This window comes from Coleofasciculus sp. G3-WIS-01 (assembly GCF_040223135.1).
GTDB lineage: Bacteria > Cyanobacteriota > Cyanobacteriia > Cyanobacteriales > Coleofasciculaceae > Coleofasciculus.
In genome coordinates this window covers 1-15,962 of the sequence record NZ_JAVJZI010000119.1, presented here as the reverse complement: position 1 = coordinate 15,962, position 15,962 = coordinate 1, and the positions used below count along the sequence as shown (strand labels likewise).

At 46.3% G+C, this 15,962-nt stretch carries 8 protein-coding genes and 1 pseudogene; 7 read left to right on the top strand and 2 right to left on the bottom strand.

Annotation, left to right across the window (positions count from 1 at the left end; genetic code table 11):
• The first annotated feature begins 173 nt into the window (after nt 1-173).
• The 3 genes and pseudogenes from ftsH2 (at nt 174) to RIM23_RS11880 (ending at nt 3,982) form a co-directional block, all read left to right on the top strand.
• Entirely contained in the window at nt 174-2,060 is a 1,887-nt protein-coding gene (gene ftsH2 / locus RIM23_RS11890) for an ATP-dependent zinc metalloprotease FtsH2 (protein WP_446367294.1), read from the top strand.
• Nucleotides 2,061-2,164: 104 nt separating this feature from the next.
• Nucleotides 2,165-2,386, top strand: a pseudogene (locus RIM23_RS11885) (Uma2 family endonuclease); the annotation flags it as partial.
• Nucleotides 2,387-3,214: 828 nt separating this feature from the next.
• Nucleotides 3,215-3,982: a DUF928 domain-containing protein gene (locus tag RIM23_RS11880; RefSeq protein WP_446367292.1), complete on the top strand. Its 768-nt coding sequence runs from the start codon at nt 3,215-3,217 to the stop codon at nt 3,980-3,982.
• Between the two features lie 57 nt (nt 3,983-4,039).
• On the opposite strand, the gene RIM23_RS11875 is transcribed toward RIM23_RS11880, so the two are convergent.
• The gene (locus RIM23_RS11875) at nt 4,040-5,512 is read right to left on the bottom strand and encodes an anthranilate synthase component I (protein ID WP_446367334.1); all 1,473 of its coding nucleotides are present in this window, start codon (nt 5,510-5,512) and stop codon (nt 4,040-4,042) included.
• A 222-nt stretch (nt 5,513-5,734) separates the two neighbouring features.
• Here RIM23_RS11875 and RIM23_RS11870 point away from each other — a divergent pair, with 222 nt between their 5' ends.
• Nucleotides 5,735-7,819 carry a cation:proton antiporter domain-containing protein gene (locus RIM23_RS11870; protein ID WP_446367290.1) on the top strand — a complete coding sequence of 695 codons (2,085 nt, stop codon included), beginning with the start codon at nt 5,735-5,737 and terminating at the stop codon, nt 7,817-7,819.
• A 76-nt stretch (nt 7,820-7,895) separates the two neighbouring features.
• Here the strand turns inward: RIM23_RS11870 and RIM23_RS11865 are convergent, their stop codons facing one another.
• Nucleotides 7,896-8,477 carry a PEP-CTERM sorting domain-containing protein gene (locus tag RIM23_RS11865; RefSeq protein ID WP_446367288.1) on the bottom strand — a complete coding sequence of 194 codons (582 nt, stop codon included), beginning with the start codon at nt 8,475-8,477 and terminating at the stop codon, nt 7,896-7,898.
• 376 nt (nt 8,478-8,853) lie between these two features.
• Here RIM23_RS11865 and RIM23_RS11860 point away from each other — a divergent pair, with 376 nt between their 5' ends.
• From RIM23_RS11860 to RIM23_RS11850, 3 genes are all read left to right on the top strand, one after another.
• Nucleotides 8,854-9,627: a peroxiredoxin-like family protein gene (locus tag RIM23_RS11860; RefSeq protein ID WP_446367286.1), complete on the top strand. Its 774-nt coding sequence runs from the start codon at nt 8,854-8,856 to the stop codon at nt 9,625-9,627.
• Nucleotides 9,628-9,812: 185 nt separating this feature from the next.
• Nucleotides 9,813-12,641 carry a two-partner secretion domain-containing protein gene (locus tag RIM23_RS11855; protein ID WP_446367284.1) on the top strand — a complete coding sequence of 943 codons (2,829 nt, stop codon included), beginning with the start codon at nt 9,813-9,815 and terminating at the stop codon, nt 12,639-12,641.
• A gap of 174 nt (nt 12,642-12,815) precedes the next feature.
• A complete protein-coding gene (locus tag RIM23_RS11850) occupies nt 12,816-15,659 on the top strand; it encodes a CHAT domain-containing protein (protein WP_446367282.1) in 2,844 nt (947 codons plus the stop codon).
• The last annotated feature ends 303 nt before the right edge of the window (nt 15,660-15,962 follow it).

Below are 15,962 nucleotides of genomic sequence, written 5' to 3'. Positions count from 1 at the left end.
CTATAAAGTTGGCTCAGAAAGTTGCTCAAATCCTGAGAATTACGTTAAATTTAATTAAGCAGAAGTAAAGTTTCCTATTGAAACCACCATTTAAGCTGGGCTTTGTGCTAAACAGGAGGCTCTTTGAGAGCAAAAGCCAAACCAGAAAACAAATATCTAGAGGCGAATAAGCGATGAAATTTTCCTGGAGAATTCTCCTACTTTGGACAATACCCGCCCTTGTCATTGGGTTTTTCCTATGGCAGGGGGCATTTTCTCCGGCTGTTGGTGATTTAAATCAAAATACTGCCAGCACCCGGATGACTTATGGTCGCTTTTTAGACTACATCGAGAAAGGGAGAGTCACGAGTGTTGACCTCTATGATGGCGGTCAAACGGCAATTGTCGAAGCGATCGACCCGGAGCTGGATAACCGAGTTCAGCGTCTACGTGTGGATTTGCCGGCTAACTCTCCTGAGCTAATCACTAAGCTGAGAGAGGCTGATATTGCTTTAGATACCCATCCAGCACGTCAGGATGGGGCAATTTGGGGCATCCTGGGAAATTTAATTTTTCCGATTTTATTAATTGGTGGGCTATTCTTCCTGTTCCGTCGTTCGAGTAATATTGGTGGCGGTCCGGGTCAAGCTATGAACTTTGGCAAATCCCGCGCCCGGTTCCAGATGGAAGCGAAAACAGGAATTGTTTTTGATGATGTGGCGGGAATTGAGGAAGCCAAGGAAGAATTGCAGGAAGTGGTGACGTTCTTGAAGCAGCCCGAACGGTTTACGGCGGTAGGCGCTCGTATTCCTAAAGGGGTGCTGTTAGTCGGACCTCCGGGTACAGGTAAGACATTATTGGCGAAAGCGATCGCGGGTGAAGCTGGGGTGCCTTTCTTTAGTATCTCCGGTAGTGAATTCGTGGAAATGTTTGTGGGTGTGGGCGCGTCTCGTGTCCGTGACTTGTTCAAGAAAGCTAAGGAAAATGCACCTTGTCTGATCTTTATTGATGAGATTGACGCCGTAGGACGACAACGGGGTGCTGGTATCGGCGGCGGGAACGATGAACGCGAGCAAACGTTGAACCAGTTGCTCACTGAGATGGATGGATTTGAAGGCAATACCGGGATTATTATTATTGCCGCGACTAACCGCCCTGATGTACTGGATTCAGCCTTATTGCGTCCCGGACGGTTTGACCGCCAGGTGATGGTCGATGCGCCGGATCTAAAAGGACGGATTGGTATCCTGGAAGTCCATGCGCGGAATAAGAAACTCGCACCAGAAATTTCCATTGAAGCGATCGCGCGACGTACTCCTGGATTTACTGGGGCAGATTTAGCTAACTTGTTGAATGAAGCCGCAATTCTCACCGCCCGTCGGCGTAAAGAGGCGATTACCATGCTGGAAATCAACGACGCCGTTGACCGGGTGGTAGCGGGTATGGAAGGTACGCCGTTGGTGGATAGTAAGAGTAAGCGGTTAATTGCTTACCATGAAGTCGGTCATGCGATCGTGGGGACGGTACTCAAGGATCATGATCCCGTGCAGAAAGTGACCTTGATTCCTCGGGGTCAAGCTCAAGGATTGACCTGGTTTACGCCGAGTGAAGAGCAAGGCTTAATTACGCGGGCGCAGCTTAAAGCCCGGATTACGGGGGCGTTAGGCGGTCGTGCCGCAGAAGAAGAGATTTTTGGTCATTCTGAAGTTACCACAGGTGCTGGTGGTGATTTACAGCAGGTGACGGGGATGGCGCGACAAATGGTGACTCGTTTCGGCATGTCCGATTTAGGTCCTCTGTCTCTGGAAAGTCAAGAGGGAGAAGTGTTCCTCGGTGGTGGCTTGATGAATCGGGCGGAGTATTCCGAACAAGTAGCCTCTCGTATTGATGAACAAGTGCGCCGCATTGTGGAACATTGTCACGACGACGCCAAGCGGATTATGCGGGAAAATCGCGTCGTGATTGACCGTTTGGTGGATCTGTTAATTGAGAGGGAAACCATTGACGGCGAGGAGTTTCGTCAAATTGTGGCGGAATATACTCATGTACCGGAGAAGGAGCAGTATGTTCCTGTGTTGTAATTTCGGACAATTTAATTGATTCATTGAGTGGGGATGGTGAATATCATCCCTATTTTTTTTGCAGCCAAGCTGCACTAGGGAATTAGTGATTTATGTTCTTGATTGGACCTTTAATCACTTGGCTGGGAGTTTATCAAGCGGCTACACCCCAAGTGCAAATGGGTATTGAGCCTACCGTTCGCTTGGATATCGACAACGAACCCCAACCTGATGGTGTTTTATTCATTAGCGAACAAAGCGGTGGACAAGTGACTATCAGTGAAGAGGGATACTTGGAGGCGCAAATAGGGCTGCTTCAATCAAGATGTATATATAGCGCGTCTATTTGAGTTGTACAACTCAGGTGAAACTGAAAAAGCAAAGAGCATAACCTAAGAGTTATAAACCACAGACGTTTCGCCAATATCAAGTATTAGGAAATAATGTCAATTAATTGTACAAATGATCTAGACGCGCTATATCTTTTTTACTCTGATTGTAAAATAGTGTAAAATAGTGTAAATTAGTGGTTACTATAAACATTGCTGTATATTATGTCAATTAGTAACCTGTTTAAGCCTGTAATCATTTTGGCTCTAAAAGAAGGGTTCAATTGTGTCCGACACCCGACATCCCATACCCGACACCCGACACCCTGCCTACACCTCAAGTAACTTGTCCACCCTTCCGTTCTAGGGGCTAAGCAGCTCTGTCCCCCGATAGATATCTGACTGGATGATTCCGGTTAAGATGCGTCTACTCTGTGAATGTAAACACGACTTCGTGACCACTCTGACAATTCTTGGCGAATGAGGAATTTCATTGGGGGGGCCAGTTCAACTGAGATTTTGCACTCTAGTGAGTAATTGGGATTATTGCGAATATTACCTTGTCAAAACAGTGATTTTTCGTTTATATACTCCTGTTTGTTGAGAATCGTGCCAGATGGGAGCTAAGGTTCATCAAAAACCCTCGATGGGGATCATCCCATGACAAGAGATGTCTTTTTGTGAGCAACCCGACATAGAAAGACTTATTCCCCAATAATTCTTCTTAATTTGTATTACTATTGGTTGAGTGAAATCGAGCCGTGAAGACTGGATATTCTAAAGGAAATTGTTTAAAATTAATAGTGTCATTCGCCAAGGCATTCACTGTTGAAGAGGATTATTATCGTGACTTGGCAACGTTACTACATCTATATCAGCTTATTTCTCCTCAGTCTGTTGTTGAACATCCTGCCGATTGAGGGGTTATCCGTGCAGGCGCAAGAGATTGCGCCGAGTAGAAGCCTATCGAGTCGTTCGATAGTGACGGTAAGATTCTCACCGCCACCGACAGGTGAGCCATCCTTACCCGGTAATCGGGAGGGGGGAGGGACTCGTGATGGCGGATGTCCTCAAGATGCTAAAGGACTCAATCTGGCGATTACTTCTGTAATGCCCGCGACTCACCAAGGATTGACCGTGGCTGAGCGCCCGACATTTTTTGTTTACGTTCCTAAAACCGCTGCGAAGCAGGCACTCTTTGTCCTCAAAGATAAAGACGAGGATTATTATTACGAAACAACCTTGCCCATGCCCAAACAAGCAGGGATTCTCCGCGTAAAGCTCCCGGATGAGGCATCAGGGCTAGAAGTTGGTAAAACGTATCATTGGTCGTTTCTGATGGTTTGTGGCGAGCAAGTCATGCCAGATAGTCCCGGAGTCCAAGGGGTGATTAGACGGATTAAGCCCAATGGAACATTAAATCAGCTAGACAGAGAACCTCTGCTCGAACAGGCTCTCCGGTATGGGGAAAATGGTATCTGGTTTGATACGCTGACAACCCTGGCTCAACTTAGACAATCTAATCCAGGGGATTCCTCCTTCTCGGTGGCTTGGGCAGACTTATTGAAATCAGTGGGACTCGACGCGATCGCGACTCAACCCCTGGTTAATTAATAGGATGTAATGATGAAAATATCCCATCTGTAGGGGCGCACCGACGTGCGCCCTTTATCAAATGGTGTTTTTGCTGCCCAGATTCAACGCATTGAGTTGAGCTTGGGCTTTCTGTAGAGATTCATACCATTCCTTTTGCGGATCACTGTCGGCAACAATCCCCGCACCAACTTGTCCCCAAACCGTTGCCCCAGGTTGAGAATTGCCCGATTTACTATACAACAACGTGCGAATCAAAATATTTAAGTCGAGGTTTCCCCGCCAATCTAAATAACCGCAAGAACCATAAAATAAGTTGCGCTTGACAGGTTCAAGTTCTTCAATAATTTCCATACAGCGAACTTTAGGACAACCCGTAATGGTTCCCCCAGGAAATACACCGCGAATCAAGTCTATCGGGTCACACTTAGGGCTGAGTGTACCAATAATATTACTAACCAAGTGCATGACGTGGCTGTAGCGTTCAATACTAAGAAGTTCATTCACTTGTACAGTCCCCCATTCACAAACTCTGCCGATATCATTGCGCTCTAAGTCAACTAACATGATATGTTCGGCTCGTTCCTTAGTATTGGCAATTAACTCTTGGGCTAACTGTTCATCCTGAGTCGAAGTAGCACCACGTTTTCGCGTTCCAGCAATCGGTCTAGTCTCAACTTTATTCCCTGATAATTGAATCAATCGTTCAGGTGAACAGCTAATCATTGCCCCCCACGGAGTTTGCCAATAACTGGCAAAAGGGGAAGGATTAATCTGTTGCAACGCTCGATAAATTGACCAGCTATCCAAAGCAGTATGTGCTTCAAACCGTAACGACAAATTTGCCTGGAAGATATCGCCAGCTTGAATATAGTTTTTCCCTTGCTGCACCGCCGCTATATAATCTTGCTGAGAGATTTGGAAAATAGGAGTAATGGGATTACTTTTGTCCGGTTTTGGTAAATCCTGTGATCTTATCTCTCTATCAGCTTGTTTTAGCTGACGTTGTAGGGAGTCGAGTTGAGCCGAATCTGTCGTCGCTAACCAGAGAACTTGTTGGTGATGATCTAGTACAGCAAAGGATTCCGGTTCATACCAGTAGGCGATGGGGAAAGGAAGGGGATCGGTGTTTAGTTGGGGGAGTTGCTCAATCTCCCAGGCTAAATCATATCCCAGCCATCCTAACCAACCCCCTGTAAAGGGAAGGAGAGCAGGAACCAGTGATTGAGCCTTTTGCACTTGAAGCAGGCGGCGTAGGAAGGGTAGAATGTCTCCCACAGACGGTGTCCAGAGCTGAGGTTGATGCTCAATAAAGCGAGGAGAACCCGCACAAATAGAATATCGAGCTAGATGGGTATTATTTGGCGTCACGGGGCTTTCTAGGAGAGTAGCAATGTGACAATTTTCAGCCAAGTTTCCTTCTAGAGCTGAATCTCCTGTGGGATGAAGAAATAGCGCCTCGAAGACGTGGGAACCACTACGCTTAGCCAAAGGAAGCTTGCGCCAATGCCAAGGTTGTATGGGTTTGAGGGAGAATGGGCTAGGGAGCATGTCAGGGGCGATGTCGGACAAGTTTTTTCCTTATTTTGCGCCTTTTGGTTACAATATTTTTATACATCAACCCTCTATAGACAATAACAATTTAGCAGTTTCCTGGGCGAGTCAATCTACCTATACGTCTTTACGCTAATAATTCGGAAGCAATGGGTTAAACAGAACTTGATTGAAGAACCTGTGTCTATAAAATAGCGGCAATTTTTAAGCCAAAAGGTAATGAATGAATCGATAGCATTTTTCCAAACAGGGCTACCCGAAGGTCCAATTGTAGCGTTTACTATTCTGCTGTTAGTCAGTTTAACCATTCCGCCGTTGTTCGAGCGTCTGGGATTGCCTGGGTTAGTCGGATTGCTGTTGGCAGGAGTCATTCTGGGTTCCAATGGTTTGCAGCTATTGGATGCTGACAGCGAAACCATGAAGCTGCTATCAGATATCGGCAAAATTTACCTAATGTTTGTGGCTGGGCTAGAAATTGACTTGGTGCAGTTCCGCAAGAAAAAACATCGCTCCTTAGTTTTTGGATTAATGACCTTTATCGTACCACTTGTCACCAGTATGATGATTGGACGATTATTTGGTTTTGGGTGGAATACCTCCCTACTGATGGGTTCTTTATTTGCCTCCCATACCCTATTAGGGTATCCCATTGTCCAGCGCTTGGGTTTAGTTGAGAAAGAATCAGTCATTGTTACCATTGGCGCGACAATCTTTACCGATATTAGTGCGCTGCTTGTCCTAGCACTATGCGTTTCGATTAATGCGGGAGATTTTTCTCTCTATAGTTTGATGCAGCAATTGGTTTCATTAGCCATTTACACCGCCATCGTTTTATTTGGCTTTGACTGGGTGGGGAAGGAACATTTTCGGCGGACGGGAGATGATGAGGGAAATCAGTTTTTGTTCGTACTTCTGGCGGTGTTTCTAGCGTCAGTGGGGGCGGAGATTATTCAGATTGATCAGATTGTCGGTGCCTTTATGGCAGGTTTAGCCGTAAATGATGTAGTGGGAAACTCACCCGTTAAAGAAAAAGTGGAGTTTGTGGGCAGTGTTTTATTTATCCCCTTTTTCTTTGTAGATATGGGTTTACTCCTAGACATTCCCGTGTTTGTCGAAAGCCTCACCACCAGTTTTTGGCTAACCCTGGCAATTGTCGTGGGATTGCTGGGGAGCAAATTTTTCGCCGCCGCGATCGCGAAATTCCTCTATCATTACAGTTTTAACGAGATGATGGTAATGTGGTCTCTGTCTGTACCCCAAGTCGCCGCCACACTAGCCGCCGCCTTGGTTGGTTTGCAGGTGGGGTTAATCACGGAAACCGTCTTTAACAGCATCATTGTTTTAATGCTGGTTACCTCTATCCTGGGTCCTTTACTAACCGGAAAATTTGCCCCGAAACTTCCTTTACCCAAACCCAGCCCGAAAACTAGCCAGTCTAAACTCTGGTGGGAAAATCATCGCTTTGAACATTTAGAGGAACAAGAGCCGGTTCCGTTTACGATAGTCGTACCTGTTAGCAAAAGTCAAACCAAGGGGTATTTGATGGAAATGGCAGCCCTGCTAGCCCATCACCAATCCGGTCAAATTATACCTCTATCTATCTCTCCATCTCATACCTACATGGATGAACCCCAGATGCAGGTTAACCTGCGCCAAAGTCGGCGACTCCTGAACAAAGCGCTAACAGTTAGTTCTGAGTTTGAAGCCGAGGCGAAACCTGTACTGAGGATTGAGAATGACATCGCCTCGGGAATTGTTCACACCGCCCGGGAACAAGACGCCAGTTTAATTGTCATGAGTTGGCGCAAAAATACAGGATTGCGGGCACGTTTGTTTGGTACGATTATTAACCGGGTATTTTGGGCATCTCACTGTCCAGTTGCGGTGCTGCGACTCTTAGATGAGCCAGTCAACCTGCGTAAAATCTTGGTGCCCGCGAAAAACTTCTCGCCGCAGACAATACGCACGGTGAGGTTTGCTCAACTCCTGGCTGATACCCATCAAGGGGAGGTGAAACTGCTACACGTTTGTCCGACTAAAACGGCATCCTCCGAAATGGCGGCGATTGAAGACGAGTATATTAAGGTGTTAAATGTCACTGGCGGGCATGTCAAACCAACAGTGCAAGTAATTCAAAGTGACGATGTGGCGCAGGCGATTCTGAAGGTGGCTCAGTTAGCGGATATGGTAATTTTGCGCTCTTTGCGTCGCCGTACTATTGCTGGGTTAGCGGTGAGCGATATTACCACACAATTGATCAAGGAACTCACCTGCTCATTAGTGTTGTTTGGGGAACCGTATTGAACAGGTATGCTCTTGTTGCGATCGCCTCCTCCTAATCAAGATTTATGAAAAGAGCGATCGCATTCATTTTATCGCTCTACGCTTGCTTTTTCTTCAGGATTGAACCGACTCCCATTGCACCGAATGCCAATACACCCAAAACCGAAGCAGGCTCTGGTACTGATGTTTTGGCACTAACTGTAATCTCCCCAGAATTTTGATCTAATTGAATTGAAGTTGCTATTTGATCAACATCCTGACGCAATTCCAAGAAGCTACCAATCTCTCCAGATAAGAATTGTTCTCCGATTACACCCGTACCCCCTCCTACATCGAAACCACCAAACAGGGTTTGAGTCGAAGTATCAAAATTAAATTCAAAAAAAGGAGATTCAGAGACTCCGTCAGTCACCGTATTAAGCGACTGGAGCGGATTGTTGTTTGGATCGAAGAAAGAAACCATTAAGGATTGTAGGTTGTTCGTCGCTCCAGCACCGCTCTCGGAAATAATGGTTGGAGCTGTGGTTTCGTCGTAGCTGAACATCCCCGTTGCTGAATAACCCGTATCCCCCTGCCAATTAAAGTTGAACGAGATCGCTTGGGCTTGTTGAGCGATCGCCATCGATAAAGCCGCCGAAGTCGCAGCGGTAACGGCAATTTTCTTGAAAATGTTTTGCATGACTCTCATTAAAATGGTGCTGTAAACTGAAAAATATACTATGGATTACTTTATGCCGTCAATGCCAAGGAGTCAAGTAAAGATTTGATGAAGTTGCCGTTAAACTAGGAAGTTTTGTGATGGGAGCAGGTCAGTTTTGCACAAAATGTTCTCGTAGGTTGGGTAGAGCGATAGCGTTACCCAACAGGCTAACGATGGCGTTGGGTTTCGTTCCTCAACCCAACCTACAAAGGTGCCATGCTCCCAACTAATTTCTCTAGAATTTTTTTCATAGTTGTGGCGGTTTACCTGAAAAGGAAGCAGTCAAGCCCGATTATATATCAGTCATTGTTATCATTAGCAAAACAATCTTTACTCATCACAGTTTTAGCCTAATATGAATCCCTACGCTATTATTCATCAAACTCAACGCCAACGAGTCAGCGATGGTATGACGCGATCGCTCCTGGAAAACTGCGAGAATACCCCCCGCATCCTGGTACTCGTTTGGTCTCAACTTGGTGACTTTGACAGCCTAGAATACGCCTTCTGGTTACAGCGAGAAGCTGAACAGTTGCAGGCGAAGAAAATCGCCATTCGCGCTGTGGGGATTGGCAATCTCGATTCAGGAAAACAGTTTTGTAATTACACCGGATTTCCGGCTGAGTGGTTGTTTGTTGATCCAGAGGCTCAATTGCATCGTCAGCTTAACCTCTATCCGGGGTTGAATTTTAGACTTCCTGGACTTTCTACCACTCAAACGGCTTGGCTCAACTTACTATTAATGTGTGCGGGTATTGGTAGCCCAGGTACACTAGCTGAAGTGTTTCGCGGTTATCGGGGCGATCGCAACGCACCTCAGCTGATTGGCGATGAGGAAGTCATCAAAGCGAAACCCTTACCCCCTCTCAAAGGCTCATTTTTTCAATTCGCTGGGGGAAGTGGATATCAGCGCCCCTTTGAATTAGCTACCTTAAGACTACGGAATATGGTGGAAGTTTTGGGTAATTGGAAAACCTATGTCCCCAATCCCGCCTATATGACACAGCGAGGTGGCACTTTCATGTTTGACTCAGACGGTAACGTATTGTATGAACATCGCGATCGCGCAATTCTCGGCTTTGCTGCCAACATGAGCCGCCCCTTATCATTTTTATATGAAAAAGGGTAGCGATCGCATCGATTACGGAATAAAAGTGCAGACAATTGGTGATTGAGTAATAAATAAATTTTTATGTAGGGGCGGGTTTTACTATTATCATTTTTTACCTCACCCAGATGTAACTAAACCCGCCCCGATGTAGAGACGTGCCATGGCACGTCTCTACAGTTCCTCTTCACAGATATACCCTAATCATGAACTATTCTTTTCCCAAACAAAAATACTATATCCTCTGGATTCCTAGCAATATTATCCTCACCCTTCTCACCCTCATCAGCGCAACCAATGCCGAAATAATCCCTGACACAGATAATTTTTCAACCAATACCAACGTTACCAATGGTGTAATTCAAGGAGGAATCAGAGTCGGGAATTCTCTCTTCCACAGTTTTGATGAATTTTCTATTCCGACAAATTCACAAGCCGTATTTAAAATAAACACCCCAAACCTGGACATAGAAACTATTATCAGCCGCATCACGGGTGACAAGATATCCCTGATTGATGGCATCATTGGTGCGGATGGCACAGCTAACCTAGTGCTGATTAATCCCAACGGAATTATATTTGGTGCCAATGCTCAACTCAATATCGGTGGCTCTTTCTTAGCCAGTACCGCCAACAGTGTTATCTTTCCTGATGGCAGTGAATTCAGCACCACCAATCCCCAATCACCGCCCCTTTTAACCATTAATGTACCAATTGGCTTGCAGTTTGGTTCCAATCCGTCGCCGATTATTCATCAAACAAATAGTAACTTATCAGTAAACCCTGGTCAAACCTTGGCACTTGTGGGCGGAAATTTATCATTAAATGGAGCAAATATAACAGCAGCGCAAGGGCGAATTGAATTGGGGAGTGTGGCGAGTTCGGGACGAGTTAATCTGACTCCTATAACCACAGGATTTGCCTTGGACTATTCAGATATAAAACAGTTTGGCACCATTGACTTAAGCAATGGAACCGCCGTCAATACCAGTGGATTTAATGGTGGCAAAATTCGGATACGGGGAGGACAAGTTACCCTGACTCAAGGCTCAAACCTCGTAGCAGAAACCTTCGGCGATATAAACGGCGGCGGAATTGATATTCAGGCAAATCAGGTGAAACTGCAACAAGGTGCGTTTGCTTCTACCTCTACGTTTGGTACAGGTGCAGGAGGTGATTTGACCATTCAAGCTAACCGAGTGGATGTGATTGGCACAACTCTTTCACAACTCACACAACAGCTTCTATCCGGAAGCTTTGACCCATTTAATTTAAGTAATGGTTTATTTAGTTTTAGTGGTGGACAGGGTGATGCTGGACATTTAACCCTTGAAACCAATCAATTGATTGTACAAAATGGCGCGACTCTCCTCACCACAGCCTTTGCAGAGGGGAATGGTGGTGACTTAATTTTAAACGTCTCAGAGTTCGCAGATTTAACCCGTGGGTCTCTCTTACTGACCGGAACTACGGCGAAAGGAAACGCCGGGGATTTCCAAATTACCGCGAATCAGTTGCGAGTGCTAGAGGGTACATCATTAAGTACCACACCTAGCGCGATGAGTCAAGGTCAAGGGGGGAATTTAACTGTAACGGCTGAATTCGTGGAACTGAGAGGAACCCCCGCCAACGCTGTTGTTCCCGGCGGTTTGTTCACAACGACTCTGGGTGCAGGGGATGCTGGTGATTTTATCCTGAATACAGGTCAACTCATTGTTGCTGATGGGTCACAAATCTCAGCTGCTGCGGCGGGTGGGGGACGAGGGGGAAATCTCCGGGTTAACGCCGATACGGTGGAATTGAGGGGTGTTTCTGCTGATGGTCAGTTTTTGAGCGGGTTGTTTACCTCGTCATCCCTGTTAACCGTAGCAGGACAAAGGGGAACAGCACCCGCTGGAGATTTAATGATTAACACGCGCCGCTTAAGTGTGGGGGATGGCGCTCAAATTTCCGCCGCTACAGGGAGTGCAGGTACAGCCGGAACCTTAAATATCAATGCTTCTGAATCAGTCACAGTGGCGGGTGGGGCGACGGGTGTTGCTCCCGCTGTCGAACGAGTCTCCTTTGGCATTATTGGGGATGGTATCGTACCGAGTGCGATTGAAGCCAATACCAGTGGTGCAGGCGGTGCTGGGGATTTGCAGATTCAAACCGGACAGTTAAATGTGTGGGATGGCGCAGAAGTTGGCGTCAGGGGGACAGCATCGGGTGCTGCTGGTAATTTGGATATCACAGCCGATTCAATTTGGCTGGATAATCAAGGGGGAATTAGCGCAGCTACAGTGGCGGGGACAGGGGGAAATATTCGACTCGAAGCATCGAATGTGCTACTGCGGCGCAATAGTCGGATTACGACGAATACAGACAACAGTGATGGGGGTAATATAACAATCGATACCAATACTCTAGTCGCGATCGATAATAGTGATATCACGGCTAATGCTCGTCAAGGTCGAGGCGGTCGTGTTAGTATTACGGCTCAGGGTGTTTTTGGCATTCAGTTTCGGGATGAACTTACCCCAGATAGCGATATCACCGCCACATCAGATTTAGGACCACAATTTAATGGTCTGGTGACTTTAAATATTCAGGGGATTGACCCGAATCGGGGATTAGTTCAGTTACCGGAAAATTTTACTCAACCCAGTAATCAAATTGCCACAGGTTGTGTCGCTGAAACAGGAAATTCCCTTGTCATGACTGGACGAGGTGGACTACCCGAAGACCCCAGCCAATTTTTACGCGGTCGAACCCTTTGGCAAGATTTGCGTTCTCTGAATTTGGATGAAGAAAATCTGGGAGAGACGGGACCTGCAGAGAATCGACAGCAATTCCCATCGATAGGTTTTTTGGGAATCGAATCCTCACCTTTAACGACCTCACCCAGAAAGAAAATACATCCAGAGAAAAACTTGACCCCTGTGGAAGCTCAAGGATGGGTGATTGATGCAGATGGCAATGTCGAACTGGTGGCTAATATGCCCAATGATAGACTGGGTGTTGTTGATTTGCCCAGAACGTCTAATTGTTATTAAATAAGACGGTAGGTTGGGTTGAGGTACGAGACCTAATAAAAGTTCAACCCAATCTACTAAGAAATTTAATCAGTAGGACTGCGACTGGAAGTCGCTGCTACACAAATAAAGTCCGCCTGCGCGGACTAGATTATAAAGGGGGTAGTCAACCCAGATTTGATATTGTAAAGTATCATGACTTTTTTGCCCCGAATCAGACTGAAAATGGCTCTAAGGCGATCGCGAACTCAAACAATAGCGTCAGTCTCCTCACGGCTCAAGGCTTTCAGTCGCTGTATCGGGTTAGGATTACTCACATTGTTCCTGATAACGTGGGTTTTTCCCACCCAAGCGCAGTATCCGCCGATACCGCTTACAGAACTAACTCAGACTCAATTCTTGAGTAGGGAACAGGGAATAGGAAACAAAGAACAGGGGGATTTGAACTCAGTTCAGGAGAATGACAATGCTTTAACTCAACTTGAACAAGGCAAAGCTCTCTACGCGGCGGGGCGTTTTTGGCAAGCGATTACGGTTTGGCAACAGGCGATGCAAGCTTATCAAGATCGAGGCGATCGCATCCACCATGCCCTGAGTTTAAGTTATCTCTCCTTAGCCTATCAAGAGTTGGGACAATGGCAGGAGGCGGAACAAGGGATTACCCAAAGCCTAAATCTAGTGGCTAATCTCCTCAAACCCACCCGCAGTCATCAACGCCTTCTCGCCCAACTTCTGAATACTCAAGCCAGTCTCCATTATGCACAAGGACAAATGGAAGCGGCTTTAGAAACGTGGAAACAGGCAGAACAGGCGTATCAAGAGGCGGGTGATCAAACGGGTGTATTCGGGAGCCAAATTAACCAAGCGCAAGTCTTACAAGCATTGGGACTCTATCGGCGATCGCAGATTACCTTAGAGCGAGTGAAAACCCAGCTCCAAACTCAACCCGATTCCTTACTCAAAGCCGCCGGATTACGGAGTCTGGGCGTTGCGTTGCAAGTGGTGGGTAATCTAGAGGAATCACAACAGGTTTTGCAGCAAAGTTTGGCAATAACTCAGGGTTTCGATGCAATAGCTGAACAAAGTGCGACGCTATTTAGCCTGGGAAATACAGCGAGAGCGCAACAAGACTTTGAAGATGCGATCGCCTATTATCAACAAGCCGCCTCAACAGCAACCACCCCTGTGACTCAAGTTGAAGCCCAACTCAACCAACTCAGCCTGCTGATTGAAACCCAAAATTGGACAGACGCCCAAACCTTAGTCCCCCAAACTCAAGCTGAATTATCTAATTTACCCCTAAATCGGGCGGCGGTTTATGCTCAAGTGAATTTCGCCGAAAGCTTAATGAAAATGGGAAGCCATGTAGAGACGTTGCATGTAACGTCTGGGAGCCAATCTGTAGGGGCGGGTTTGACTGATAACGTTACCCAAGAAACCGCTAACTTGACTAAACCCGCCCTACCTAGGGAACAGGTTATAGTATCTCAATCTCCACCCAATTTTACCGGCGCCAAAGCGCAACTACAAACGATCGCACAATTATTAGCTAGAGCGATTCAACAAGCCAGACAGCTTAATGATAAGAGATCTGAATCTTACGCCCTCGGTCAATTGGGACATCTTTATATGCAGACACAGCAGTGGTTAGAGGCGCAAAGGTTAACTGAGGAAGCATTAAGTTTGGCGCAGGGAATACAAGCCACTGAAATCACCTATCGTTGGCAATGGCAATTGAGTCAGATACTCCAATACCAAGGTAATCTGACAGGCGCGATCGCGGCAAATCAAGAAGCGGTTTATACCCTGCAATCCTTACGCAGTGATTTGATGGCGATTAATCCTGATGTGCAATTTTCCTTTCGGGAAACCGTTGAACCCATTTATCGGAATTTAGTGGAATTGCTCTTAAGCAATCAGCCCACACCAGAACAGCTCAAAGCAGGGCGTGAAACCATTGAATCCCTAAGATTGGCGGAATTGGAGAACTTCTTTCGGGAAGTCTGTTGGCAAGTTCAACGCCAAACCATTGATCAGATTGATCCCCAAGCTTCAGTCATTTACCCGATTATTTTACCGAATCATTTTGCCGTTATTGTCTCCCTACCCGGAAAACCCCTGCGCTATTTCCAAACGGAGTTAGCTCAAACTCAAATAGATAGTACCATTGAGCAACTCCTACAAGCCTTAAATCCAGCTTGGTCAAACAGAGAACGGTTACGCCTTTCCCAACAACTTTATGATTGGTTAATCCGACCGATTGAGACTCAGTTAAGGGAGAATGAGATTAAAACCCTCGTCTTTGTTTTGGATGGTGCTTTACGGAATTTGCCCATGGCGGCGCTTTACGATGGACAGCAGTATCTGATCGAGAACTATAATATTGCTCTATCCCTAGGATTACAACTAATCGAGCCGCGATCGCTCTCCCCCAAGCAACTAAAAACCTTAACGGCTGGACTTAGCGAGGCGCGGGATGGTTTTCCGGCTCTCCCCGCAGTGGAGTTGGAAGTGCAAAACATCGCCGCACAAATTCCTTCAACTATCCTCCTGAATCAACAGTTTACCCCTCAAACTCTGCAAGAGCAAATTGAGGCGAATCCATTCCCAGTGGTTCACTTAGCGACTCATGGACAGTTTAGCTCCAAAGCAGAGAACACCTTTCTACTCACTTGGAATGGTCGCATCAAGGTGAAAGATTTGGATCAACTCCTGCAAGTCAGACAGCGACAGGATACCAACCCGATTGAACTCCTTGTCCTCAGCGCTTGCCAAACGGCGACAGGGGACAAGCGAGCGGCTTTGGGACTTGCGGGATTAGCCGTGCGATCGGGCGCTCGTAGTACCCTAGCAACCTTGTGGTCAGTTAATGATGAATCGACGGCTCAGTTAATGGTTGAATTTTATCGACAACTCACCCAATCTCAAGTCAGTAAAGCCCAAGCCCTGCGTCAGGCTCAACTTACTCTCCTACGTCAATCTAATTATCAGCATCCCTTTTACTGGGCGCCCTTTGTCTTAGTCGGAAATTGGCTTTGACTCAAATCCTGTTCCCTGTTGCCGATTACCTCATATTTACAAAAATAAAGAATGTATGTTAATAGTTACGGCTCATTGAACGTTATGATACGATACTTAGTATTAAAAACTCATGAGGGGTGTGACCCCACACTCCAAAATAAAAACTAACTGTTATAAGGAGTGACCGAAAATTGGGGATACAAGCCCCGTCCTTATCGGGCGGCTTTTTATTTGATAAATCGTCCTGTTATTTTGTCAAACAGTTGTATAATGGTGTTAGGAGGTGATGCAATTGTTTAATTTAACCTACGAGTTCAAACT

Coding starts and splice junctions, on each gene's coding strand:
- ftsH2 (WP_446367294.1), top strand. CDS start 174: ATGAAATTTTCCTGGAGAATTCTCCTACTTTGGACAATACCCGCCCTT.
- RIM23_RS11875 (WP_446367334.1), bottom strand. CDS start 5,512: ATGCTCCCTAGCCCATTCTCCCTCAAACCCATACAACCTTGGCATTGG.
- RIM23_RS11870 (WP_446367290.1), top strand. CDS start 5,735: ATGAATGAATCGATAGCATTTTTCCAAACAGGGCTACCCGAAGGTCCA.
- RIM23_RS11865 (WP_446367288.1), bottom strand. CDS start 8,477: ATGCAAAACATTTTCAAGAAAATTGCCGTTACCGCTGCGACTTCGGCG.
- RIM23_RS11860 (WP_446367286.1), top strand. CDS start 8,854: ATGAATCCCTACGCTATTATTCATCAAACTCAACGCCAACGAGTCAGC.
- RIM23_RS11855 (WP_446367284.1), top strand. CDS start 9,813: ATGAACTATTCTTTTCCCAAACAAAAATACTATATCCTCTGGATTCCT.
- RIM23_RS11850 (WP_446367282.1), top strand. CDS start 12,816: ATGACTTTTTTGCCCCGAATCAGACTGAAAATGGCTCTAAGGCGATCG.